At 67.8% G+C, this 25,470-nt stretch carries 16 protein-coding genes, 1 pseudogene and 1 riboswitch; of the genes and pseudogenes, 9 read left to right on the top strand and 8 right to left on the bottom strand.

What is annotated here, in order from left to right; translation table 11 throughout:
- Positions 1–58 precede the first annotated feature (58 nt).
- Positions 59–550 carry a chemotaxis protein CheW gene (locus INQ40_RS03370; protein WP_193987188.1) on the top strand — a complete coding sequence of 164 codons (492 nt, stop codon included), beginning with the start codon at positions 59–61 and terminating at the stop codon, positions 548–550.
- Between the two features lie 114 nt (positions 551–664).
- Here INQ40_RS03370 and INQ40_RS03365 read toward each other — a convergent pair whose 3' ends face one another.
- Positions 665–973: an energy transducer TonB gene (locus INQ40_RS03365; RefSeq protein WP_193986204.1), complete on the bottom strand. Its 309-nt coding sequence runs from the start codon at positions 971–973 to the stop codon at positions 665–667.
- Between the two features lie 218 nt (positions 974–1,191).
- Between INQ40_RS03365 and INQ40_RS13005 the strand changes: the two genes are divergently transcribed.
- From INQ40_RS13005 to INQ40_RS13170, 7 genes are all read left to right on the top strand, one after another.
- Positions 1,192–3,882 (top strand): methyl-accepting chemotaxis protein, encoded by a 2,691-nt coding sequence (locus INQ40_RS13005; protein ID WP_228482100.1) that lies wholly within the window; start codon positions 1,192–1,194, stop codon positions 3,880–3,882.
- Between the two features lie 357 nt (positions 3,883–4,239).
- Positions 4,240–6,489 (top strand): methyl-accepting chemotaxis protein, encoded by a 2,250-nt coding sequence (locus INQ40_RS03355; protein WP_228482099.1) that lies wholly within the window; start codon positions 4,240–4,242, stop codon positions 6,487–6,489.
- 244 nt (positions 6,490–6,733) lie between these two features.
- Positions 6,734–8,986, top strand: a complete 2,253-nt coding sequence (locus tag INQ40_RS03350; RefSeq protein WP_194341801.1) for a methyl-accepting chemotaxis protein — start codon at positions 6,734–6,736, stop codon at positions 8,984–8,986.
- Positions 8,979–9,863 carry a CheR family methyltransferase gene (locus tag INQ40_RS03345; RefSeq protein WP_194341791.1) on the top strand — a complete coding sequence of 295 codons (885 nt, stop codon included), beginning with the start codon at positions 8,979–8,981 and terminating at the stop codon, positions 9,861–9,863. The genes INQ40_RS03350 and INQ40_RS03345 overlap by 8 nt, the downstream gene beginning before the upstream one ends.
- Positions 9,864–9,958: 95 nt before the next feature.
- The gene (gene cheD, locus INQ40_RS03340) at positions 9,959–10,498 is read left to right on the top strand and encodes a chemoreceptor glutamine deamidase CheD (protein WP_248285363.1); all 540 of its coding nucleotides are present in this window, start codon (positions 9,959–9,961) and stop codon (positions 10,496–10,498) included.
- The gene (locus INQ40_RS03335) at positions 10,498–11,571 is read left to right on the top strand and encodes a chemotaxis response regulator protein-glutamate methylesterase (protein WP_194341789.1); all 1,074 of its coding nucleotides are present in this window, start codon (positions 10,498–10,500) and stop codon (positions 11,569–11,571) included. The genes cheD and INQ40_RS03335 overlap by 1 nt, the downstream gene beginning before the upstream one ends.
- Positions 11,572–11,665: 94 nt before the next feature.
- Positions 11,666–12,826: a methyl-accepting chemotaxis protein gene (locus INQ40_RS13170; RefSeq protein ID WP_194341787.1), complete on the top strand. Its 1,161-nt coding sequence runs from the start codon at positions 11,666–11,668 to the stop codon at positions 12,824–12,826.
- A gap of 1 nt (position 12,827) precedes the next feature.
- Here INQ40_RS13170 and INQ40_RS03325 read toward each other — a convergent pair whose 3' ends face one another.
- The 4 genes and pseudogenes from INQ40_RS03325 to INQ40_RS03310 all read right to left on the bottom strand — a co-directional run.
- Entirely contained in the window at positions 12,828–13,757 is a 930-nt protein-coding gene (locus INQ40_RS03325; protein WP_194341785.1) for a TrmH family RNA methyltransferase, read from the bottom strand.
- On the bottom strand, positions 13,754–15,259 hold the full coding sequence (locus INQ40_RS03320) for an alanine/glycine:cation symporter family protein (RefSeq protein WP_194341783.1): 1,506 nt from the start codon (positions 15,257–15,259) through the stop codon (positions 13,754–13,756). Before INQ40_RS03320 ends, INQ40_RS03325 begins: the two co-directional genes overlap by 4 nt.
- A 115-nt stretch (positions 15,260–15,374) precedes the next feature.
- Positions 15,375–18,500 (bottom strand): efflux RND transporter permease subunit, encoded by a 3,126-nt coding sequence (locus INQ40_RS03315; RefSeq protein WP_194341781.1) that lies wholly within the window; start codon positions 18,498–18,500, stop codon positions 15,375–15,377.
- Positions 18,501–18,646: 146 nt separating this feature from the next.
- Positions 18,647–19,666, bottom strand: a pseudogene (locus INQ40_RS03310) (efflux RND transporter periplasmic adaptor subunit); the annotation flags it as partial.
- A 255-nt stretch (positions 19,667–19,921) separates the two neighbouring features.
- On the opposite strand from INQ40_RS03310, the gene cysK reads away from it, so the two are divergent.
- A complete protein-coding gene (cysK, locus tag INQ40_RS03305; protein ID WP_194341777.1) occupies positions 19,922–20,881 on the top strand; it encodes a cysteine synthase A in 960 nt (319 codons plus the stop codon).
- Positions 20,882–20,995: 114 nt separating this feature from the next.
- On the opposite strand, the gene INQ40_RS03300 is transcribed toward cysK, so the two are convergent.
- The 3 genes from INQ40_RS03300 to INQ40_RS03290 form a co-directional block, all read right to left on the bottom strand.
- Entirely contained in the window at positions 20,996–22,000 is a 1,005-nt protein-coding gene (locus INQ40_RS03300) for a class I fructose-bisphosphate aldolase (RefSeq protein ID WP_193986182.1), read from the bottom strand.
- Between the two features lie 90 nt (positions 22,001–22,090).
- Positions 22,091–23,557, bottom strand: coding sequence for a pyruvate kinase (gene pyk / locus INQ40_RS03295; protein ID WP_194341775.1), 1,467 nt, complete (start codon positions 23,555–23,557; stop codon positions 22,091–22,093).
- Positions 23,558–23,635: 78 nt separating this feature from the next.
- Complete coding sequence (locus INQ40_RS03290) at positions 23,636–24,811, bottom strand: phosphoglycerate kinase (protein WP_194341773.1); 1,176 nt, start codon at positions 24,809–24,811, stop codon at positions 23,636–23,638.
- Between the two features lie 134 nt (positions 24,812–24,945).
- Positions 24,946–25,157, top strand: a riboswitch (cobalamin riboswitch).
- Positions 25,158–25,470: the final 313 nt, after the last annotated feature.

Raw genomic sequence — 25,470 nt, 5'->3', positions numbered from 1 at the left:
ACCGATCGCCGCAAGGACACACGCCATGACCAGCCCCACGCTTCTCGCCCCCCGCGCCATGCCCTCGCAACAGGGCACGGATGTCGATACCGACAGCAAAGAGTTCCTCACCTTTGCGCTGGGCGAGGAAGAATACGGCGTCGACATCCTCAAGGTGCAGGAGATCCGCGGCTACGACGCGGTGACGCGGCTTCCGGATGCACCCGACTACATCAAGGGGGTGATCAACCTGCGCGGGACGATCGTTCCGGTGATCGACATGCGCCTCAAGTTCAACCTGGCCAATGCCGACTACACCGCGGTGACGGTGATGATCGTCCTGAATGTCTCCGACCGCATCGTTGGGATCGTCGTGGACAGCGTGTCCGACGTCATCCGGCTGGCCAGCGAGCAGATCCGCGTGGTGCCCGAGCTGGGCGCGACGATTGACCGCCAGTTCCTGACCGGCATCGGCACGCTGGACGAGCGGATGCTGATCCTGCTGGACATCGAGCGCCTGATGACGAGCACGGAGATGGGCCTGGTGGCCGCTGCCACCGCTCTCCAATAGGGCGCGATCGGGATAGCGTTGCTGCCGATTCCGAAACCAATAAAAAACGCGCCGGGTGGCGCGTTTTTTATTGGGGGCGTCGGTGCCCGGGCAAGGCCCGGAGCTCGCCAGACCTCAGAGATTGAAGTCCAGACGCACCTTGCCGCGGCCGCCGCCCGGCGCGAAGGTCCACTGCTTGACCGCGCTCACCGCGGCAGTCTCGAACGTGCGTGCAGGACGCGCGTTGACGACCGAGACGCTTTCCACGTTGCCGCCGGCGCCCACGGTGAATTCCACCTCGACGAAACCTTCCGTGCGGCTGCGGGCCGCGTCCGCCGGGTAGGTCGGCTCAACGCGCTTGATCGGGCTGAGCGCCTGCGACTGCGCCGGGAACGCGAAGGCCAATGCGAGCGCAGCAATGGCAAGGGTGTGATAACGGGACATGGGGAACTCCTGGAGGGTGGGAAAAGCCGCGTGGAATTGGCTCGGCGTCTTGCAGACAGCGGAGGCGGGAACGAATGCTCCTGCCTGCACTTCCCCACATCGGCCGCGACCGGCGTTTCTTTAGCGGCACGCCCGGTTCCATTCCATTCCTAAAGTTTCTGTTCAGGCAGCCGTTGTCCCGGGAGTCGACCCGCAAGATCCACTAACCGAGGCCTCCGATGTCCACTCGTCATACCCCTACCCTGATGGAACGTGCATTGGCCCCGTCCATGCGGCTTATGGCGCGCTTGCGCTTCCACCAGAAGGCGCTGGTCATCGGTGCCGCTTTCATGCTCACCTGCGGCCTGCTGGCCGGGATCCTGGTGGTTCGCACGACCGTCGAGATCGGTGCAGTGAAACAGCAGCGCGCAACGGGGGAAGGCCTCGCGCATCTGCAACGCTCGATGCTGGCGATGCAGAGCCATCGGCAGATGAGCACGCGGAAATCAGCCAAGGACGAGGTGCCGGCACAGGAACTCGCTGCGGCGGCAGGCACCGCCGCCAGCCAGCTCGATGCCGCCGCACGCTGGTCCGGACAGGAGATCAACGATGCCGACGTCGCCAACGCGTTCAAGCAGGCGCAGGAGGGCTGGCGCCGGGTCAGCGCAGGCGAGGCCGGAGGCGACGTCACCCAGTCGACGATCCAGCAGGTACGCGACCTGATGGGCCTGGTCGCAGAGCGCACGGGCCTGGCGCACTCCCAGGAGCCGACGGTGCTCTACATGGGCCGTGCCGCCAGCGAATGGCTGCCGACACTGGCCGAGTACACGTCGCAACAGGGCGAAGTGGGCCTCCGCGTGCTTGGCGAAGGCGCGATCTGGGTCGATGACCGCACCGGCCTGGCGGTTTCGCGGACGATGCAGGACTTCCTGCGCAGCCGGATCGAGCTGGAATTCAACAACGCCACCCAGCGCATGCCGGTATTGGCCGAGATTGCCGGCAAGCCGGTGCAGAGCGCGCTGGAGGCCATGGGCAAGCAGAACACCGCCATCGCGACCCACATCCTCGACGCCGACACCCCGGAGCTGCCGGTCGCCACGATGGCCGCGCGCGAACACGCGACCCACCTGGCCATGGCCGCCGCAATGCTCGGGTCGATCAACGCCCTGGATGCCGCCGCTGCCGCGCAGATCGCCAGCATGACGCGCTCGGCCGTGCTCACCGGCGCGCTGGTCCTGCTGATGCTACTGGTGGCCGCCTACCTGTTCCTCGGCTTCAGCCGCAGCACCCGCAACTCCCTGGTCCGGATCCAGCAGGCGACCGAATCAATCGCCGCGGGCGAGTTCCCCGAGCGTGTCAGCGTGGACAGCCAGGACGAGCTTCGCGACATCGGCCGCAGCCTGGAGCGCGCGGTCGGCAGCCTGCGCACGTTCGCCGGCGCACAGCGCGAGGTGTACGAAGCCCACCAGGCCGGCAACATCGAGGAGCGACTGGACGCCGCTGCATTCCCCGGCGCGTTCGGCCAGATGGCCGAGGAGATCAACACCCTGGTCGCCTCGCATATCGACATCACCCGCAAGACCATCGACATGGTCGCGGCGTATGCACGCGGCGACCTGTCCGGCGACATCGAGCGCTTCCCGGGCACCAAGGCCGAGGTGACCGCCGCGGTGGATGCGGTGAAGGCGAATACCCAGGCGGTCACCGCCGAGATCAAGATGCTGGTGGATGCCGCGGTTGCCGGTGACTTCAGCCAGCGCGGCGACGCTGAGCGGTTCCAGTTCGTCTACCGCGACATGATCGTGGGCCTCAACGAACTGATGGGCAGCGCGGACCGCGGTCTGAGCGAGGTCGGCGAGTTGCTTGCCTCGATGGCCCAGGGCGACCTGACCCAGCACGCAGACACCAACCTGCCCGGACAGTTCGGCCGGCTGGCGAATGACGCCAACGACACCGTGCAACACCTGGCCCGGATCGTTGGCCAGATCCGGGAAGGCAGCGATACGATCAGCGCGGCGGCCAGCGAAATTGCCGCCGGAAACAACGACCTGTCGCATCGCACCGAGCAGCAGGCCGCATCGCTGGAGGAGACCGCCTCGTCCATGGAGGAGCTCACCTCCACCGTGCGCCAGAACGCCGAGAACGCCCGCCAGGCCAACCAACTGGCGATTGGCGCGGCCGAGGTGGCCGGTGTCGGTGGCGAAGTGGTGGGCCGCGTGGTCACCACGATGACCGGCATCAACGAGTCTTCGCGCAAGATCGTCGAGATCATCAGCGTGATCGACGGCATCGCGTTCCAGACCAACATCCTGGCGCTGAACGCGGCGGTCGAGGCCGCGCGCGCCGGCGAGCAGGGCCGCGGCTTTGCGGTGGTCGCCTCCGAGGTGCGTTCGCTGGCACAGCGCTCGGCGGCGGCGGCGAAGGAGATCAAGACCCTCATCGACGACTCCGTCAGCAAGGTCGAGAACGGCAGCGCCCTCGTCGGCCAGGCCGGCAAGACCATGGACGAGATCGTCAACAGCGTGCAGCGGGTCACCGCGATCATCGCCGACATCTCCGCCGCCTCGCAGGAGCAGAGCACCGGGATCGAGCAGGTCAACCAGGTGATCAACCACATGGACGAGGGGACGCAGCGGAACGCTGCGCTGGTGGAAGAAGCAACGGCCGCGGCGCGGTCGCTGGAGCAACAGTCCGACCAGCTGGTGCAGACGGTGGCCGCGTTCCGGCTCGAAGCACAGGCCGACCCGACCAGCCATCGGGCACCACGTGGCGTTCTGCAGCCCGTCAGCGCGCCTAAAGCGGCGGCTGCCAACACCGCTCAGTCGCCATCCCTGAGGGGCTCAGCGCCCGCTGTGCAAAGCCGGCCGCGTCCAATGAGGGCCACCCCAGCGGCCGTTGCTGGAAATGACCAGCACTGGGAAGAGTTCTGAGACCAATGCGCACGCGCCCGGGCTGACCCGGGGCGGCGAGATGCAACAACACCAACGGCGCCTTGATGGGCGCCGTTTTGCTTTCGACGACCCCGACGTCCGTGAATGAATCCATACCCACGATTGCGCCAGATCGCTCAAGTTCGTTGACAGGCGTCCGTTACAGGACTTGACCGATCGAGGGCGTTCGAGCCCGCTTCGCTGGCGACGCTTCCGCTGACTCCCGTGGAGCGGTGGAGTCGCCGTAACAAGAGCCGATCGCATCGCACGATTCGCCACCTTCCGCTGCAAGCGTTGTTCACTACCGGCCCCCGTCTGCAAGCGCCCCTGCCCCAACCTTCAGCCTTCGGAGTTGCCATGTTCCAAAACCTCAAAATCGGCAGGCGCCTCACCATCGGTTTTGCCGCCCTGACCGTCCTGCTGATTGTCATGGGCGCATTTGCGGCCCAGCGAATGGGCAGCGTCCAAAAGACCGTGCAGGAAATCACCGGACAGTCGGTACCGGCGATCCGCGACATGGGCAAGCTGGCGACGATGCTGGCCGAATACCGGGTCAGCGAGCGCGGGATGGTTGCCAGCTATCAGGACGCAAGCAAGGCCGCCGAGTACAGCGCCGAGCTGGAGGACGGTGCCAAGGGCTTCTCCGAGCTGGCGCATCGGTTGGAGCCCACCATCATCGGCGCGCAGGAGCAGCAGCTCTTTGACGACGTGCTGGGCAAGGCAGAGCGCTATTTCGACAACAGCCGCCAGTTGGTCGAGGCGCTGGCCGTCGGTGATTTCTCACCTGCCGAGCGCGCCGGGGATCTGCGCCAGGCCACCGCGGATGCGGTAGGCGTCCTGCTCGACTACAACATCCAGGATCTGGACAAGGCGGTCGCCGCCCAGCAGGCCGCCTACAAGCTCAACCTCACCGCAATCAGTGTGCTGCTGCTGGTGGCAGTGCTGATCGCAGGCGTGTTCGCGTTCTTCACCACGCGCTCGATCGTGAGGCCTTTGAACGACGTGCTGGGTGTGGCCAATGCCGTCTCGCAAGGCGACCTGGAGCACACCATTGCCCACGCCGACCAGAGCGAAATCGGCCAGCTTGCGCGGGCGATGCGCGGCATGGTGGTGACGCTGCGAGGATTCGCGGACGCCCAGAGCGAAATGGCCAGGCAGCACGATTTGGGCGCGATCGACCATCGCATGGCGGCTGACCAGTTCCCCGGTGCCTACGCGCGCATGGCTGGCGACATCAACGAGCTGGTCAGCGCGCATATCGCGGTGAAGATGCGCGCGGTCGCCATCGTCGGCGATTACGCTCGCGGCGATCTGTCGGAGGATATGGAGCGACTGCCGGGCCAGAAAGCACAGGTCACCGCAGCCGTGGACGCGGTCAAGGCCAGTACGCAGGCGGTCACCGCCGAAATCAAGATGCTGGTCGACGCCGCGGTCGCGGGCGACTTCAGCCGGCGCGGCGACGCGGAGCGCTTCGAGTTCGTCTACCGCGATGCCATCGAAGGCCTCAACTCATTGATGGCAACGGCCGATCAGGGCCTGAACGGAATCGGCGCGCTGCTCCTGGCCGTGGCGGAAGGAGGCCTCCATCAGCGCGCCGATGAGTCGCTGCCCGGGCACTTTGGTCGGCTCGCGTCCGATGCCAATCTCACCGTCGAGAAACTCTCGGAAATCGTCGGCCAGATCCGCCAGGGCAGCGATGCCATCAGTTCCGCCGCCAGCCAGATAGCCGCGGGCAACGATGACCTCTCACGCCGTACGGAGCAGCAGGCCGCATCGCTGGAGGAGACGGCGTCCTCCATGGAGGAGCTCACCTCCACGGTGCGCCAGAACGCCGAGAATGCGCGCCAGGCCAACCAGCTCGCACTCGGTGCGGCCGAAGTGGCCGGCGTCGGCGGCGAAGTGGTCGGCCGCGTCGTCACCACCATGACCGGCATCAACGAGTCCTCTCGCAAGATCGTCGAGATCATCAGCGTGATCGACGGCATCGCGTTCCAGACCAACATCCTGGCGCTGAATGCCGCGGTCGAAGCCGCACGCGCCGGCGAGCAGGGCCGCGGCTTTGCCGTGGTCGCATCGGAGGTGCGTTCGCTGGCGCAGCGCTCCGCCGCCGCGGCAAAGGAAATCAAGACGCTCATCGACGACTCGGTCAGCAAGGTCGAGGACGGCAGCGTCCTGGTCGACCAGGCTGGCAAGACCATGAATGAGATCGTCAGCAGCGTGCAGCGCGTGACCGCCATCATTGCCGACATCTCGGCTGCCTCGCAGGAGCAAAGCACGGGGATCGAGCAGGTCAACCAGGTGATCACCCACATGGACGAGGGCACCCAGCAAAACGCGGCCCTGGTGGAAGAAGCCACGGCCGCCGCCCGCTCGCTGGAGCAGCAGTCGGGGCAACTGGTGCAGACGGTTGCGGCGTTCCGCCTCGACGTCGACCCGTACCATCAGCGCCTGCCCGCCGCGTCCATCGGGTCCATCCACGAGTTGACCGGCGCCATCAGGACTTCGCGCAGATCGGCATCGACACAGCCCGAACTGGGATCCGCGCATGGCATGCGGGTGCCGCCGAAGGCCGCCGCGGGCAACGACCAGCACTGGGAGGAGTTTTAGCCTCCTGCTTCTTTCAGCCCCGCCAACGGCGCACTTTCGGCGCCGTTTCTGACTGCCTGTATGCAGCAAAGCGATCCAGGCCGCGGGCGAGGGCTCCGACGGCGGTTTGCCGTCGACCACCGGCCAGATTGCTCAAGACCTCCGACGCGGAGCCGATAAGAAGGAGGACCCCGGCCACCCACGCGCCGACTTTCCCCTGCCGCCCTGCCGGCGGCCAACGCGGACCCCACGCCGCGGAGTGCCCATGCGAAACAACCTGCCCGTTACCGGTGTTGAGATCGTGCTTGACGACGACGCCACGCTGGTTTCCTACACCGACCCCGACGGCACGATCCTCAAGGTGAATCGCGAGCTGGTCCGCGTCAGTGGATTCAGCGAAGCCGAGCTCGTGGGCCAGCCCCACAACATCGTCCGGCATCCGGACATGCCGCGCGAGGCGTTTGCGGACCTGTGGAAGACCCTCAAGGCCGGTCGCCCATGGGTGGGCGTGATCAAGAACCGAAGCAAGTGCGGTGCGCACTACTGGGTGCAGGCCAACGTCACCCCGATCCACGAGCACGGCCGGCTGAGCGGCTACATGTCGGTCCGGCGCAAGGCGAGCCGGGCCGCGATCAGCGCAGCGGAGCCCGCCTACGCGGCGCTGCGCCAGGGACGTGGGCAAGGACTGCGCGTCCACGCCGGCGTCGTCGGCAAGCGCGACTGGATGCGCGCGCTCAATCCGCTCTGGCGCCTGTCCCTGCGCCAGCGCCTGATGCTGGCGGCTGTCGGGATACTCGGCTTGGGCGTGGGACTGGCGACGATGGCCGCAGCCGGAACCCCGCCCCGACTAATCTTCTCCGTCGCGGCACTGGCGGGCGGCTTCAGCATCTACAGCGCGTTGTGGCTGTCGCGCGACGTAGTCGACCGGCTGGAAGAAGCAAACGCGCAACTCCGGAGCATCGCCGAGGGCAATTACACCCGGCTCATCGCCATCGCTCGCAACGATGAAATCGGCCAGGTGCTGCAGGGGATCAAGTCCATGCAGATCCGGCTGGGCTTCGAGGTGCAGCAGCAGCAGCGCGAGCAGCGGGCCAGTGCGCGGATCCGCAATGCGCTGGATTTCGCGCATACCAATATCCTGGTCGCCAACCAGGACCTGATCGTCGTCTACGCCAACAGCGGCATGACCGACTTGATTGGCGCCTCGGCACAGGACATCCGCCACAGGCTGCCGGGGTTCGAACTTTCGCGGTTGCTGGGGAGCGACATCGGCGCCCTGCTTCAGGACCCGGCGAAACCCGAGCATGATCTGTCGCGGCTGGGGAACGGGTTCGTGCGGCGGATGCAACTGGGCACGCGCACCATCGATGTGACCGTTACTCCCGTGCGTGATGCCGGCGGCGCACAGATCGGTCTGGTCAGCGAATGGCAGGACCGCACGGTGGAGCTGGAGATGCAAAGCGAGGTCGCGCAGGTGCTGCAGGCGGCAGCGGCCGGTGACTTCAGCGGGCGCATCACTACCCAGGACAAGCAGGGCTTCCTGCTGCTGCTGGCGGAAAGCATCGGCCAGTTGCTGACCTCGACCAGTGCCAGTCTCGATGAGATGCAATCGGTGCTGCACGCCGTGGCCGAGGGTGACCTGAGCCGACGCATCGACACGGACATGCGCGGCGTTTTCGGGGAGATCAAGCGCAGCACCAACCGGACCGTGGACCAGATCGCCGCGACCGTCGGCGCGATCCAGAGCGGCGCCGACGCCATCGATGCGGCTGCCTCGGAAATCACGGCCGGCAACCAGGAGCTGGCCGAGCGCACGGAACACCAGGCCGCCTCATTACAGGAGACGGCATCCTCGATGGAGGAGCTCACCTCCACGGTGCACCAGAACGCCGAGAACGCCCGCCAGGCCAACCAGCTGACCATCAACGCCGCCCAGGTCGCCGGCCAGGGCGGCGAGGTCGTTGGCCAGGTGGTTGCCACCATGTGTGGCATCAGTGCGTCATCGAGGCGGATCGTCGACATCATCGGCGTCATCGACGGCATCGCGTTCCAGACCAATATCCTGGCGCTGAATGCCGCGGTCGAATCCGCGCGTGCAGGTGAGCAGGGCCGCGGGTTTGCGGTGGTGGCCTCCGAAGTGCGCTCGCTTGCGCAGCGCTCCGCCACGGCCGCGCGCGAGATCAAGTCGCTGATCGACGACTCCGTGGCGAAGGTGGAGAGCGGAAGCCAGCTGGTCGAGCAGGCCGGGCGGACCATGCAGGACATCGTCAGCAGCGTGGAGCAGGTGGCCGGGCTGGTCGCGGACATCAGCCTTGCGTCCCAGGAGCAGTCCAGCGGCATCGACCTGATCAACCAGATGCTCACCCAGGTCGATGCCGGCACCCAGCAGAACGCGTCGCTGGTGGATGCAGCTACCGCATCCGCCCGCAGCCTGGAGCATCAGTCCGGAGAACTGGTCAGGACCGCCGCGGCATTCCGCCTCGGCCAGGAATCCATACGGATGGCACGACATGCCTGACGCGACAGCCATCGACCGCCGGACCCCGCCGGCAAACCGCGAGTTCGTGTTCGACGAGCGCGACTTCCGCCGCGTCGCCCGCCTGATCCACGCACGCGCGGGCATCGCCCTCAGTCCGCACAAGCGCGACATGGTGTACAGCCGTCTGGCGCGGCGCGTCCGTGCGTGCGGGATGCAACGCTTCGACGAGTACCTCGACGCCCTGGAAGCCGACGACGGCGCGGAGTGGGAGCAGTTCACCAACGCGCTGACAACCAACCTGACGTCCTTCTTCCGCGAGTCCCACCACTTCGACATGCTATCGGAGCATCTGCTCGCCGCGCACGCGGCGCGCAGGGATCTGCGGGCGCCGCTGACCATCTGGTGCTGCGCCGCATCCACCGGCGAGGAGCCCTATTCGATCGCCATCGCCGCCTGCGAGGCGTTCGGAACCCTCGCCCCGCCGGTGCGGATCCTGGCGACCGACATCGACACCCGCGTGCTCGAGACCGCCGCGCTGGGCAGGTATTCGATCGACCGCATCGACGGGGTGTCGCCGCAGCGCCGCCAGGCCTATTTCCAGTCCGGCAGCGGCCCCAACGCCGGCTTGTGCCGCGTCCGGCCGGAACTGCAAGCGCTGGTCAGCTTCCGCCCGCTCAACCTGCTCGACGACGACTATGGCTTGCGAGGAGGTTTCTGCGCGGTGTTCTGCCGCAACGTGATGATCTACTTCGACAAGCCCACCCAGTACCACGTCCTTTCCCGCATCGCGCCGCTGCTGGGGCCGGGCGCCCTGATGTTCGCCGGCCATTCCGAGAGCTTCACCCATGCGCAGGACCTGGTGACGTCGTGCGGGCGCACCACCTATCGCGCGACGCATCCGACGGCGACACCATGAAACCGTTCGAACGGGAAAGCTCGCCCTTGCGCGGCGCAATCACCGAGCCGGGCAGCTATTACGACAAGGCCCTGCAGACCCACGCGGTACGCCTGATGCCTGCCGAGTTCCGGGTCAGCAGCGAACCGCTGGCCCTGGTGACGCTGCTGGGATCCTGCGTGGCAGCGTGCATCTACGACCCGGTGGTGGGCGTCGGGGGCATGAACCACTTCATGCTGCCGGGCGCATCGGGCAACACCCGCAACGACATTGCCGACGGCGACATGAGCGCCCGCTACGGCGCGCACGCGATGGAGCTGGTCATCAACGATCTGCTCAAGCGCGGCGCCAGCCGCGGCAGGCTCCTGGCCAAGGTCTTCGGCGGCGGCAACGTGCTCAGTGGCTTCCAGAACGATCCCATCGGTACCCGCAACGCGCGATTCGTCCTGCAATACCTGGTCGCCGAACGCATACCGGTCGTCGCGCAGGACCTGGGCGACACGCAGCCGCGAAAGGTGTGCTTCTTCGTGCAGACCGGCCGCACCCTGGTCCGGCGCTTGCCCTCGACCCGCGACGACGACATCGTCCGCGCCGAGCGCGCCTACTACGGCGACCTCAACCGCGCGCCCGTGGCTGGCAGCGTGGAGTTGTTCTGATGGTTCTCGCGTCCGCTCCGCCATTGCCTCCCTCCGACGGGCAGCGCGTGCGGGTGTTGGTGATCGACGATTCGGCCTTCATGCGCCGGCTGATGTCGGACCTGCTTTCGGCCGATCCGCTGATCGAGGTGGTCGGCACCGCCGCCGACCCGTTCATCGCCCGCACCAAGATCAAGCGGCTCTCCCCCGACGTCCTCACCCTGGACGTGGAGATGCCACGCATGGACGGGCTGAGCTTCCTGCAGAACCTCATGCGGCTTCGCCCGATGCCGGTGGTGATGGTCTCGACGCTGACCGCGAAGGGCGCCGAGGTCACCCTGGATGCACTCGCCGCCGGCGCCGTGGACTGCATCGGCAAGCCGCAAACCGATCTGGGCGGCGGGCTGGCAGCTTACGGGGATGGGTTGCGCGAGAAAGTACGTCACGCCGCCAGAACCCGCATCGGCAATCTCGTGAGCGCTCGACCCGTTCCGCTGCCTGCAGCCGCGCAACGCCATCCCAACCTGCAGCTGATCGCGATCGGCGCATCCACCGGCGGTACCAACGCGATCCTGGATGTCCTGTCCGTCCTGCCCGCCGACGCGCCCCCGATCGTGATCGCCCAGCACATCCCTGCCGCGTTCAGCGCCGCCTTTGCCGCACGCCTCCATCAGCACAGCGCGGTGACGGTTGTCCACGCCGAGACGAGCCAGCCCTTGCGACCGGGACACGCCTACGTCGCGCCCGGCGGCGTGCACCTGCGGGTTGCCCGGCGCGGCGCGTCCTGGCACTGCAACGTCAGTGACGACGCACAGGTCAACGGTCATCGCCCCAGCGTCGACGTGTTGTTCGAGTCGGTCGCCAACCATGTCGGTTCCGGCGCAGCTGCGGCGTTGCTGACGGGCATGGGCAGCGACGGTGCACGCGGCTTGCTCGCGCTCAGAAACGCGGGCGCCTACACCCTCGCGCAGGATCAGCACACCAGCATCGTGTGGGGCATGCCCGGAGCGGCCGTCGCCCTTGGCGCCGCCGTGCAGGTGGCGCCATTGAACGAAGTGGCCAGCCGTCTGCTGGGCCGCGGAAACCTGCGCTGAGCGCCGTTTCCCCGGGCGCTGGCACTGCCGGCGCTAAAGCTCTTCACCTCGCCGCCGTTATCTGTCATTGACCGCCCCCAAGAAGAGAGCAGCAATGGATTCCCGTGTAGTCATTCGACTGGCCCCGCCGCTGGTACTGACCGTGCTTCTGCTGTGTGCGCAGCTGTTCGACTGGCCGCTTGCCGCCAAGCTGGGCATCACCGTGGCGACCGCCGCCGCCTGGCTCGTGTTCGCCTGGGTGCAGAACCAGGGAACCCCGGCACGGGTGCTGCACGAGCAGACGCGCCTGTTGCAGGACCTGCGCAACTTCATCAGCGCCGAGGTCAACGGTTCACGGACCGAGATCGACCGCACCCGCGAGCTGATCCGTGAGTCGGTCGGCAAGCTCGGTGGCAGCTTCGAGGCCGTCAATCGCAAGTCCCGTCAGCAGAGCGAGATCGTCACCCGCATCATCGACCGCACCGGCGATGACGGCGGCATGGACGTGCACCAGTTCGCCCTGCAGGCCAGCCAGAAGATGGAGCAGCTGGTGGAGGCCCTGGAGGAGGTCAGCGGCCAGAGCGGCAATACCGTCACCCACATCGACGCCATGGCCGAGCACCTGGACGGCATCTTCGCCCTGCTGGAAGACGTCAAGTCGATTGCCGACCAGACCAACCTGCTGGCGCTCAATGCCGCCATCGAGGCCGCCCGGGCGGGCGAGGCCGGGCGAGGGTTTGCCGTTGTCGCCGATGAGGTCCGCAACCTGTCGGAGCGCTCCACCACCTTCAACGAGCAGATCCGCAAGCTCGCCCACAGCTCCAAGGACGCGATCGCCAAGGTGCGCGACACGGTCAGCCAGATGGCGTCGCGCGACCTGGACCGCTCCCGCGGCGCGCGCGCCGAAGCGGCCGGCATGCTGGAGCGCGTGGACGGCATGAATCGCGGCCTGGGCAACGGCATGCGCGAGATCGCCGAATGCGGCCAGGCCATCGATGGCTCGGTCGCCGAGGCGGTCCGTTCGCTCCAGTTCGAAGACATCGCGACCCAGGCGCTGGGTGCGGCCACCCTCCACCTGGAACGCCTCAACAACATCAACCAGGAAGCCACCCAGCTGCAGGAACTGCTGCATCGTCGCCACAACGACAGCGACGTCCAGGCGGCGCTGAAGCAGCTGATGCAGCGGGTCAGCCAGATGCGTGGGGAATGGGAACGGCCGCCGCACAAGCCGGTCATGCAGCAGTCAATGGACGCCGGAAGCGTCGAGCTCTTCTGAACTAGTGCTGCTGCCGCCACGCCGCCAGCAGCACTGCGGTAGCCGCGGCAACGTTGAGGCTCTCCACCGCGCCGCTGCCGGGGATCGACAGCCGCAGGTCGCACGCATCGGCCAAACGGCGGTCCATGCCCTCGCCTTCGGCGCCGAGCACGTACACCAGTCGCTCCGGCAGGGATGTCGCAAACAGGTCGCTGCCGCCGGAGACCAGGGTGGCAGCCAAGCCAAAGCCCGCCGAGCGCAGCGATGATGCGGCACTCGCAGGATCCGGCAGTCTCACCAGCGTCACCGCCTCGGCGCCGCCCTCGGCGACGCGGGCAGCAGCCCCGGACAACGCCAGCGGGGAATGCTCCGGCAGTAGCACCGCACCGATGCCGAAATGCGCCGCCGAGCGCAGGATCGCGCCAAAGTTGTGCGGATTGCCGACGCCGTCCAGCCACACCGCGCACCCCGGACCGCCGGGCAGCGCGTCCAGCCAGTCGGCAAGCGCCACCGGCTCGGCACGCAGCACATCGGCAACGACGCCTTCGTGGTGCGAGCTGGCGGCAAGCTTCTTGAGGTCCTCGTCTTCCACCACGCGATAGCCGATGCGGTTGGCCGCACACCACTTCAACAGCGGCTGCAGCGTCGGAATCCTCGCCTGGGTCAGGTAGACCTTGCGGATCGCCTCAGGACGACGCTCAAAAACCGCGCGGACCGCGTTCAAGCCGTGCAGGCGCAACTCCCGCACCGGGCGATTGGCGGCATGCCAGCCACCGGCAGGCGCATCTGCGCCGGGGCCTTCCGGCGCGGTGGGCGTTGGAGCCTCCTCGCGCGTCGACCGTCCGTAGGGATTGGGCGCTTTCGGCCCGCGATGGCCAGGCGCGGGCGCATCGCCGCGCTGCTTGCCCGATCCGCCGCCACGCCCCCGCCCGCCCCACGGATCAACCGTCATCGGATGATCCCGGTCTTGACCGCGCCGGCGAGCTGCGGGTCCTCCGCGTTGAGGTCTTCCAGGCCGTTGGCGCGGCGCTCCCAGAACTCGGCGTGGCGGATGCCCAGCGCCACCGGATCGAAGGTGTATGCGCCGACGCCGGCCTTGTGCTGCGCTTCGTAGTCACGCAGTGACGCCAGCGCCGGCTTCTGCAGCCACAGGATCGCCAGGATGTTCAGCCAGGCCATCAGGCCCACGCCGATGTCGCCCAGCGTCCAGCTCATGCCGGCGGTGCGCACGCAGCCGAAGGTGACCGCCACCAGGATCGCGATGCGCAGGGTGAAGATCAGCCACGGGCGATGGATCTTCCGGTTGATGTAGGCGATGTTGGTCTCGGCCATGTAGTAGTAGGCGATGATCGTGGTGAAGGCGAAAAACAGCAGTGCCAGCGCCACGAAGGCCGAACCGTAGCCGGGCAGGATCGACTCCACTGCGTTCTGCGCGAACGCCGGTCCAGGCTCGATGCCGGGCAGCGCCTCTTTGAGCATCGTGCCGCCCTTGCCGACCACGTTGTACATGCCGGTCGACAGGATCATGAACGCCGTCGCCGAGCACACCAGCAGCGTGTCGACGTACACCGAGAACGCCTGCACGTAGCCCTGCTGCGCCGGATGCTCGACCTCGGCCGCAGCGGCGGCATGTGGGCTGGTGCCCTGCCCGGCCTCGTTGGAGTAGATGCCGCGCTTCACGCCCCACTCGATCGCCAGCCCGAGCATGGCGCCGAAGCCGGCTTCCATGCCGAACGCGCCCTTGATGATCAACGAGAACATCGCCGGTACCTGCTCGATGTTCAGCAGCATGATGACCAGCGCGACCAGCATGTAGGCCAGCGCCATGAACGGCACGACGATCTCGGCAAAGCGCGCGATGCGCTTCACGCCGCCGAAGATGATGAAGCCCAGGCCGACCACCAGGAACGCGGCGGTCACTTCCGGGGTCACGTCCCACGCCGTGGTCATGCTCGAGGCGATCCCGTTGGCCTGCACGCCCGGCAGCAGGAAGCCGGTGGCGACGATGGTCACCGCGGCGAACATCCACGCGTACCACTTCTGCCCGGTGCCCTTCTCGATGAAATACGCCGGACCGCCGCGGTACTTGCCCTTGGGATCCTTTTCCTTGTAGATCTGCGCCAGGGTGGATTCCACGTATGCGGTGGACGCGCCCAGGAACGCCATCACCCACATCCAGAACACCGCGCCCGGCCCGCCGAAGGCGATGGCCGTGGCCACGCCGGCGATGTTGCCGATACCGACCCGGCCCGACAGCGACATCGCCAGCGCCTGGAACGAGGACACGCCCGCCTCGGAGCTCTTGTTGTTGAGCATCAGCCGGATCATTTCCGGCAACCCGCGCACCTGCATGAAGCGCGTGCGGATGGAGAAGTACAGGCCCGCGCCCAGGCACAGGGCGATCAGCGCCTTGCTCCACAGGATGTCGTTGAGCTGGTTGATCAGGTCTTCCACGTGCGGTATCCCCCGGGCCTTGGTCAGCCGCCTGTGGTCGGCGACAAGAGTGGAACCTTAACCGTATTCCGCCGTCGCGATAAACCCCGGTCACATCGACCGGGGTTGCTGCACCTCAGGCGTGGCCGCCGACTTCGGGCGTCTTCGCCGCCAGCGCATCCAGCTCGTTGGACACCGCATGCGGCGAGCGCGTGAACGGCGCCAGCACCACGTAGAACGCCGGCACCACGAACAGCGACAGCAGCGTGGACAGCGACACGCCAAACATGATCACCACGCCGATGGTCGCCCGGCTGGCCGATCCGGGCCCACCGGCCAGCACCAGCGGCAACGCGCCCACCGCGGTGGCGATGGAGGTCATCAGGATCGGCCGCAGGCGCACGCCGGCCGACTCGATGATCGCCTCGGTGATGGTCCGCCCCGAGTCGCGTAGCTGGTTGGCGAACTCGACGATCAGGATGCCGTTCTTCGCCGCCAGCCCGACCAGCATGACGATGCCGATCTGGCTGAACAGATTGAGCGTGCCGCCCGTTACTGCCAGGCCGACCAGCGCGCCCAGCACCGCCAGGGGCACCGTCAGCATGATCACGAAGGGATGGATGAAGCTCTCGAACTGCGCGGCCAGCACCAGGAACACCACCAGCAGCGCCAGCGCGAAGGTCAGCAGCACCGCGCCGCCGGCCTTCTGGTACTCGCGCGATTCGCCCTTCCACGCAACCTGCGCATAGTCCGGCAGCGTGGTCGCCACCGTCTGGTTGAGGAACTCCAGCGCCTCGCCCATCGTGTAGCCCGGCGCCAGACCGGCGGTGATGGTGATCGCCCGCATGCGGTCGAAGCGGTTCAGGCTGCCCGCCTCGGCCAGTTCGGACAGGGTCACCAGGTTGGACAGCGGCACCAGCGCGCCGTCCTTGCCGCGCACCTCGATCGCCGACAGGTCGGCAGGCGAAGCGCGACCGTCGCGTCCGGCCTGGACCAGCACGTCGTACTCCTCGCCGTCCTGGACGAAGGTGGTCACGCGGCGACTGCCCATCATCGTCTCCAGCGCATGGCCGATGGCCGACACGCTGACGCCCAGGTCGGACGCGCGCTTGCGGTCGATCTCCACGCGCATCTGCGGGCGGGTTTCCTTGTAGTCCGAATCCACCGAGAACAGGCCGGGGTTGGCCTCCATCTTCTCCATCATCATGTCGCGCCACTGCGCGATCTCGGCGTATTCCGGGCCGCCCAGGACGAGCTGGATCGGCTGGCCGCGGCTGCCGACCAGGCCGCCGCCCACGCGCGGCTGTGCCTGCACGCCGGTCAGCTTGCCCAGGTCGGCGCGCAGCGAATCGGCCACCTCGGCCGTGCTCATGTCGCGCTGGTCCCAGTCCTGCAGGAACACGATCACGTTGGCGGTGTGCATCTCCTCGGTCGCACCCCAGCCACCGGGCGCGCGGCTGTTGTAGCGGCGGATCGCCTTGTCCTCACCGGTGTGCGCGGCGACCACCGCCTCGACCTGCTCGAGCTGGCCGACGGTGTAGTCAAAGCCCGCGCCCTCCGGGCCCATGATCGAGACGAAGAACGAGCCGCGGTCCTCCGCCGGCGCCAGCTCCGACGGCACCAGTTTGATCAGGCCATAGCTCAGCGCCAGCGCACCGAGCATCAGGCCTCCGACCAGCCAGCGCTTGCCAACGTGGCGGCCCAGCCAGCCCTGGTAGGCCCCGCTGAGGCGAGTCAGCTGGCGGTTGCTCCAGCGGTGGATCGGGTTGGAACGCTCGTCGCTGCGCGCACGCACCAGCTTGGAGGACATCATTGGGGTCAGTGTCAGGGCGACGAATGCCGACAGCGCCACCGCGCCGGCCAGCGCCACCGACAACTCGCGGAACAGCCGGCCGGTATTGCCTTCCATGAAGCCCACCGGCAGGAACACCGCGACCAGCACCGTCGTGGTTGCAATCACCGCGAAGGCGACCTGCTTGGTCCCGCGCACCGCGGCGACCAGCGGCGGCTCACCGAGGTCGGCGCGGCGCTGGATGTTCTCCAGCACCACGATGGCATCGTCCACCACCAGCCCGATCGAGAGCACCAGCGCCAGCAGGGTCAGCAGGTTGATGGAATAGCCAAACAGGTACAGCGGAATGAAAGCCGCGATCAGGCACACGGGCACCGTGACCGCCGGGATCAGCGCGGCTCGGAAGCTGCCCAGGAACAGCCAGATCACCAGCAGGACCAGCGCCATCGCCTCCAGCAGCGTGTGGTAGACGCGCCGGATCGACTCGTCGATGAACACCGTGGAGTCGTAGGCGACGAAGATGTCGGTGCCTTCGGGCAGGGTTTTCTGGATCTCGATGGCTTCGGCGCGGGCGGCGCGGGTCACGTCCAGCGCATTGGCGGTCGAGGTCTTGACCACGCCCAGGCCGACGTTGGGCTGGCCGTTGCTCTTGTAATAGGCGCGGCGCTCGGCCGAAGCCAGCTCGACCTGGGCGACATCGCCGATGCGCACGACGTAACCGTCGCTGCCCTCGCGGATCGGAATCTCGGCAAAGTCGGAGGGTTTCTCGTACTGGCGCGCCACGCGCAGGGTGAAGTCGCGGGTTTCCGACTCGATCCGGCCCGCCGGCAGCTCGACGTTCTCGGCCCGCAGTGCCGCCTCGATGTCGGTGGCGGTGATGCCGCGCGCGGCCATCGCCGAGCTGTCCAGCCAGATCCGCATCGCATAGCGCTGGCGCCCGCCGATCTGGACCTGCGAGACGCCGTCCAAACTCGACAGCCGGTCGACGATGTAGCGCTCCGCGTAATCCGACAGCTGCAGCGCGTCCATGGTGGTGGAGCTCATGTTGAGCCATATCAGGGTGTCCGAATCGCTGTCGGCCTTGCGCACCTGCGGTGCGTCGGCCTCGTCGGGCAGCCGGCTGGCGACGCTGCTGATCGCATCGCGCACGTCGTTGGCGGCCGCCTCGATGTCGCGCTCCAGGGTGAACTCCAGTGTGACCGAGGAGCGCCCGTTGACGCTGCGCGACTGGATCGTCTCCACGCCCTCGATGCCCGACAGGGCGTCTTCCAGCGCCTGGGTGATCCGCGTCTCCACCACCGCCGCCGAGGCGCCGGGGTAGTTCACGTTGACCGAGACGATCGGCGGATCGATCGCCGGCAGCTCACGCAGGGTGAGGCGCGAGAACGTCATCACCCCGATCACCATCAGCAGCAGGCTCATCACGGTGGCGAACACCGGCCGGCGAATGGCCAGATCGGAAATGCTCATTTGCCTTCCACCGCCGGCGCGGAACCGGCGCGGTCACCACCGATGGGCCCGATGGTGGAGCCCTCGATTTCGGCCGCTCCGGGAGCTTCCTCGACGACGGGGGCATCCTGCGCCGGCACCGGGACATCGCCGGTTGCCGTCACCTCGACCTTGGCGCCAACGCGCAGTTTGCCGGTGCCGTCGACCACCACCTCGTCGCCCGGCTCCAGGCCGCTGACCACCTCGGCCATGCCCTGGCGGCGGTTGCCGACCAGCACGTCGGCACGTTCGACGGTGCTGTCGGCGCGGACGCGATACACAAAGGACGTGTTGCCCAGCTGGACGACCGCGATCTCCGGAACCAGCAGCGCCTGGCGTTGCGGGCGCACCAGCGTCACCTGCATCAGCATGCCCGGACGCAGCATGCGGCTGTCATTGGGGAACTCGCCGCGCACGGTTACCGCACGGGTGGACGGGTCCACCCGCGAGTCCACGAGCTGGACCACGCCGTCGAAGGTCTCGCCCGGCCACGACGCGCTGGTCGCGTGCAGGACCTGCCCGGCCTCCAGGTGTGCCAATGCCGGCTCGGGCACCGGGAAGTCGACGTAGACCCGCTGGGTGTCGTCCAGGGTGGCGATCGCGGTACCGGGGGTGACCAGCGCACCGGGACTGACCTGGCGCAGCCCAAGCACGCCGGCGAACGGCGCACGGATCTGGCGGTCCGACAGCTGGGCGCGGATCTGGTCGACCCGTGCCATCGCGGCGTCGCGGACGGCACGCTGGGTCTCCAGGGTCGCGCGGGCGACCAGTTGCTGCTCGCCCAGCTTGGCCATGCGCCGGTACAACTGGTCCGCCTCGGCGGCGCTGGCCTGCGCCTCGGCGAGCGCGGATTGCTGCTGGTTGCCGCTCAGGGTGACCAGCGGTGCGCCAGCCTGGACCAGGTCGCCACTGTCGAAATGGACATCGCGGACGGTTTCGGTGACCTTGGCGGTGATCGTCACCGACTCGCGCGCCTTCACCGTCCCCAGCGCCTGCACGGTGTCGTTCCACTGCTGCATGCGCACCTGCTGGGTGGTCACCGGCACCGCCGAGACGCCGCTCGGGCGCGCCGCCTCCTTCTCACAGGACGCCAGCGCCAAGGCAAGCAGGAGCGCGCAGATCACGTGGGGTCCGATGGGAATTCGCATGCTGTCTCGTTGTTGGATCAAAAGTGGGGTGAGGGGGAGGCCGCGGCGGCCACGCGCAGGCAGACCGACAAGTCTAGTGAGCCCGGTCAACGCGCGCGTGGGCCATTGGTTGACCACCGCCCGGCCAAGCAGCCGAACAGGCAAAGCCCTGCAATGCAGCGTTTCATCCGTTCACGGGGACTTTCGCGTGGCCTGGCGCACACTGGGGCGTCAGTCACAGGGAACCGGAGCAATGCTCCGCGGAAGGTAACGCCGATGATCCACGACAGCATCCTCGACACCATCGGCCGTACGCCGATCGTACGCCTGCACCGGCTCGCGCCTGCGGGCATCGAACTCTACGCCAAGATCGAGTCCTTCAATCCGGGCGGTTCTGTAAAGGACCGCCTGGCGCTGGCGATCATCCGCGATGCGGAGACGCGCGGTCTGATCAAGCCCGGCGATACGGTGGTCGAGGCCACCTCGGGCAATACCGGCGTCGCCCTGGCGATGGTCTGCGCGGCGCGCGGCTACAAGTTCGTGGCGGTGATGACGGAAACCTTCTCGGTGGAACGGCGCAAGCTGATGCGGGCCTACGGCGCCAAGGTCATCCTGACCCCGGCCGCCGAGCGCGGCACCGGCATGGTGCGCAAGGCCGCGGAACTGGCCGAGGAGCGCGGCTGGTTTCTCGCCAGCCAGTTCGCCAACCCCGCCAATCCTGCCTGGCACCGCCAGACGACCGCCGCCGAGATCCTGCAGGACTTCGCCGGTCGACGGCTGGACGCGTTTGTCAGCGGCTGGGGCACCGGCGGCACCCTGACCGGTGTCGGCGAGGTGCTCAAGTGCGCCCGCCCGGAGGTCCGCATCGTGGCCTGCGAGCCGGCCGGCGCCTCGATGATGGCCGGTGACCTGTGGCAGCCGCACAAGATCCAGGGCTGGACGCCCGACTTCCTGCCCGAGGTACTGAACCAGCACATCGCCGACGAGATCCTGCCGGTGGACGACGTCGTGGGCCGCGACACGGCGCGCCGGTTGGCGCAGGAAGAAGGCGTGTTCGTCGGCATTTCCGCCGGCGCCACCGTGGCCGCGGCGCTGGACGTCGCGCGCAGGGCCGAGGAAGGCGCGGTGATACTGGCGATGCTGCCCGACACCGGCGAGCGCTACCTGAGCACCTTCCTGATGGAGGACATCAATGAAGGCTCCGATGACGAGTGGCTGGCGGCCGGCCTGCCGTGAGCCCGCCCTCCTGCTGATCGCTCTCCGTGGCGATGGACACAACAACGCCGGCAGATGCCGGCGTTGTTGTGTCAGCGTTGGCGACCCTCGGCCACCGCGTGCTGGACCGTCAGATCAGGCTTTCCACTCGCCCAGAGCGGCCAGGCCGTTGGCGCGGGCGCGCTCGAACACCATCTCCTGCGCCTTGCCGATGTTGCCGCTGATGTCCTTGGCCCAGATCGCCAGCGCCGCGGACTGCATGGCGCGGCCGTAGGAGAACGACAGCGGCCACGGGTTCGGGCCGGCGAGATTCATCGCGTTGAGGTGCGCGGTGGCGTCCTCGTCGGACTGGCCGCCGGACAGGAACACGATGCCCGGCAGCGTCGCCGGCACGGTGGACTTCAGGCAGCGTAGGGTCTCGGCGGCCACTTCCTCGACGGACGCGGTATCGCTGCAGGTCGAGCCCGGCAGGACCATCGAAGCCTTCAGGATGGTGCCTTCCAGCATCACGTTGTGCTCGTACAGCGAGCCGAACAGCGAGCGCAGGGTGACCTCGGTGACGTCGTAGCAGGTGTCGATGTCGTGGTTGCCGTCCATGATCACTTCCGGCTCCACCATCGGCACCAGGCCCTGTTCCTGGCACAGCGCGGCGTAGCGCGCCAGCGCGTGGGAATTGGCTTCGATGCAGGTACCCGACGGGATGTCGTCGCTGATGTTGATCACCGCGCGCCACTTGGCGAAGCGGGCACCCAGCTTGTAGTACTCCTCCAGCCGGGCGCGCAGGCCGTCCAGCCCCTCGGTCACCACCTCGCCCGGGAAGCCGGCCAGGGCGTGGGTGCCCTTGTCGACCTTGATGCCGGGGATGATGCCGTTGTCCATCATCACCTTGGCGAACGGCACGCCGTCCCTGGTGGACTGGCGCAGGGTCTCGTCGAACAGGATCGCGCCGGAGATGTGCTGGCCCAGGTTCGGGGTGGTCAGCAGCATCTCGCGGTAGGCGCGGCGGTTTTCCTCGGTGCACTCGACACCGACGCCGTCAAAACGCTTCTGGATGGTGCCGGTGGACTCGTCAATCGCGATGATGCCCTTGCCCGGGGCGACCATTGCCTGGGCGATGTCGGCAAGCTGTTCGATGCTCATGGAATTCCTGCAGAAGTGGCGGGGTTAGCGAGTTAGTATAGGCCACGCCCGCCTGCAAAGGCCATTGCGAAACAGTGGCTTAGGTGCCTCCTACAGCTCGCCCAGTCCCTCGGAACTGCCGGCATCGCCCACCAGCACCAGACGCAAGGTGTTGGTCGCGCCCTCATGTTCCATGTGGTCGCCGCTGGTGAAGATGACCCGCTCGCCGACGGCCAGCTGGTCCGCGTCGAACAGCCGGTGCACGCCGTTGCGGACGGCGTCGCGGGTGTCCATGCCGCGGCTGTCGAATTCCATCGGGATCACTCCGCGCATCAGGGCCATCTTGCGGCGGGTGCCCGGGTGCCGCGACAGGCCGAAGATCGGCACCGGTGAGCGGAACCGGGACAGGAACCCCGCGGTGCCGCCGGACTCGGTGATCGCGACGATCGCGCGCACCCCGATGTGCTCGGAGACGAACATCGCCGCCATCGCGATGGCCTGGTCGGCGCGCTGCAGGTTGCGCGGCGCGGCCTCGAAGTCGGTGTCGTGGTCGAACTGGCGCTCGGCGCCCAGGCAGATCCGCGCCAGCGCCTCGACCGCACGCACGGGATAGCGGCCCGCCGCGGACTCTGCCGAGAGCATCACCGCATCGGTACCGTCGATCACGGCGTTGGCGACATCCAGCACCTCGGCGCGGGTCGGGATGGGACTTTCCACCATCGACTGCAGCATCTGGGTCGCGGTGATCACGACCCGGTGCCGGGCCAGCGACTCGCGAATGATCTTCTTCTGCAGCCCGGGCAGCTCGGCGTCGCCGATCTCCACGCCCAGGTCGCCGCGGGCCACCATCACCACGTCGCTGGCATCGATGATGTCGCCCAGGTTCTCGATGGCTTCGGCGCGCTCGATCTTGGCCACCAGGTAGGCATCGCTGCCGGCGGCGCGGGCGAGCCGACGGGCCTGGTGCATGTCCTCGGCGGTGCGGCAGAACGAGACCGCGATGAAGTCCGCGTCCATCTGCGCGGCGATCTTGATCAGCTCCGCGTCGTGCTCGGTGAGCGCGCCCAGTGACAGTCCCCCGCCCTGCTTGTTCAGCCCTTTACGGTCCGAGAGCTCGCCGTCGTTGAGCACCTGGGTGGCGATGCGCTGGCCGTCGACCAAAGTCACCCGCAACTGCATCATGCCGTCGTCCAGCAGCAGCACGTCGCCGGGGGCGACATCGCCCGGCAGGCCAAGGTAGCTCACGCCCACTTCCTGGTTGGATCCCGGCGCGGCGTCCTCGCGGGCGACCAGGTCGAACCGCTCGCCGGCAATCAGCTGGACCTTGCCCTGGGCAAAATGGCCGATGCGGATTTTCGGGCCGGGCAGGTCGACCAGGATGCCGACTTCCCGCCCCAGGCGCTGCCCGGCGCCCCGCACCGCGTCGGCGCGCGCGTGGTGGGAATCGGGATCGCCGTGGGAGAAGTTCAGCCGGACCACGTCCACGCCCGCGGCGATGAGCGAGTCCAGCACGCCGGGCACGTCGGTGGCGGGGCCGAGGGTGGCGAGGATCTTCGTACGTCGCAGCAGCGCGGCCATGGAGTCGATTTCCTGCGTGGTCAAGCCAGGAACGCTAGCACGATTGGAAAGCGCTCCAGCGGCGCGGCGGTGGTCGCGTCAGCGGCGCGCCTGCAGGGCGCTGACGGCCGGCAACGCCTTGCCTTCCAGGAATTCCAGGAACGCGCCTCCGCCGGTGGAGATGTAATCGACCCGGTCGGCGATGCCGTACTTGTCGACCGCGGCCAGGGTGTCGCCGCCCCCGGCGATGGAGAACGCGGCACTGCCGGCAATCGCCTCGGCCAGCGTCTGCGTGCCCCGGCTGAAGGCCTCGAACTCGAACACGCCCACCGGGCCGTTCCAGACCACGGTGCCGGCTTTGGCGATCATCGCCGCGTAGCGCGCGGCGGTGTCCGGCCCGATGTCGAGGATCATGTCGTCGGCGCCGACCGCGTCCACCGGCTTCACCGTGGCCGGGGCGTCGGCCGCAAAGGCCGGTGCAACCACGACGTCGCTGGGCAGCGGAATGTCCGCGCCGCGCGCCTTGGCGTCCTGGATGATCTGGCGGGCGGTGTCCAGCAGGTCCATCTCCACCAGCGACTTCCCCACTCCGTGGCCCATCGCGGCGATGAAGGTATTGGCGATGCCGCCGCCGACGATCAGCTGGTCGACCTTGCCCACCAGCGAGGACAGCAGCTCCAGCTTGGTGCTGACCTTGGATCCGGCGACGATGGCCAGCAGCGGCCGCGCGGGTTCGTGCAGGGCCTTGCCCAGCGCGTCCAGCTCGGCCATCAGCAGTGGGCCACCGGCGGCGACCTTGGCCTGGCGGATCACGCCATGGGTGGATGCCTGCGCGCGATGGGCGGTACCGAACGCGTCCATCACGAACACATCGCACAGCGCGGCATAGCGCTTGGCGAGCGCCTCGTCGTCTGCCTTCTCGCCGACATTCATGCGACAGTTTTCCAGCAGCACCAGCTGGCCGGGGGCGACCTCGACGCCGTCCAGCCAGTCCTTGACCAGCGGCACCTCGATGCCCAGCAACTGCGACAGCCGCGCCGCCACCGGCGCCAGCGAATCGGCCTCGCTCCACTGGCCCTCGGTCGGGCGCCCGCGATGGGACATCACCATCACGGCCGCGCCCTTCTCCAGTGCCAGGCGCAGAGTGGGCAAGGCGGCGGTGATGCGCTGGTCGGAGGTGATCGCACCGTTGTCATCGATCGGCACGTTGAGATCCTCGCGGATCAGCACGCGCTTGCCGGCAAGGTCGAGGTCGGACATACGGAGGATGGACACGGAAGACTCCTGGCGCGATGGCCGGCTGGCGAAGGACGGCATTGTCGCGGGCCGGGGCGGGGATTGGAAGCGTGCGCAGATCGAATGATCCGCGTGCAAACCCCACATGTCGTGTTGACGGATCCGGTCGCCCCCACTATGTTGTGCCCGTCGGTGCCGACCTCGCGGTTGGCTTAAAACGGGAAGCCGGTGGGAGTCCGGCGCTGCCCCGCAGCGGTAATTGGAAACGAACATCGTCATTGCACTGGGGCGCCCTGCCCTGGGAAGCGACGACCAGTAGGTGGAAAGCCGGTCCCGGCCATCCGCGTCCAGAGCCCGAAGACCTGCCGACAGCCGCGCGAAGCACACCGCGCGGTGACCGGCCTGCGAGTCTTCGGGGGAAGACGGCCGGTGTCGCCACACGTCCACGCGGCGGGTGGGCGCGCGTCGGACCGACGCCGCACGACACCGCGATCTCCTCACGAAAACCCGATGCCCGCGGGGGCATGGCCGCGCCGTCCGACGCCGCCTGTCCGCGGCGCCGGTGTCGTGGACTGCTTCCGCGCGTCGACCTTCGAGGGAAGGGCGACGACCGTGCGCCCTGCACCGGAGCTGTTCGATGACCCAGCCAGACCTCGCCACCGCACCCGCCGATTCCAACGCCGACGTGGAGCCCACCG

It is taken from the genome of Lysobacter sp. H21R4, assembly GCF_015277535.1.
Lineage (GTDB): Bacteria > Pseudomonadota > Gammaproteobacteria > Xanthomonadales > Xanthomonadaceae > Novilysobacter > Novilysobacter ciconiae.
Note: the sequence above shows the minus strand (reverse complement) of the source record. Positions and strands in the feature narration are given on the sequence as shown.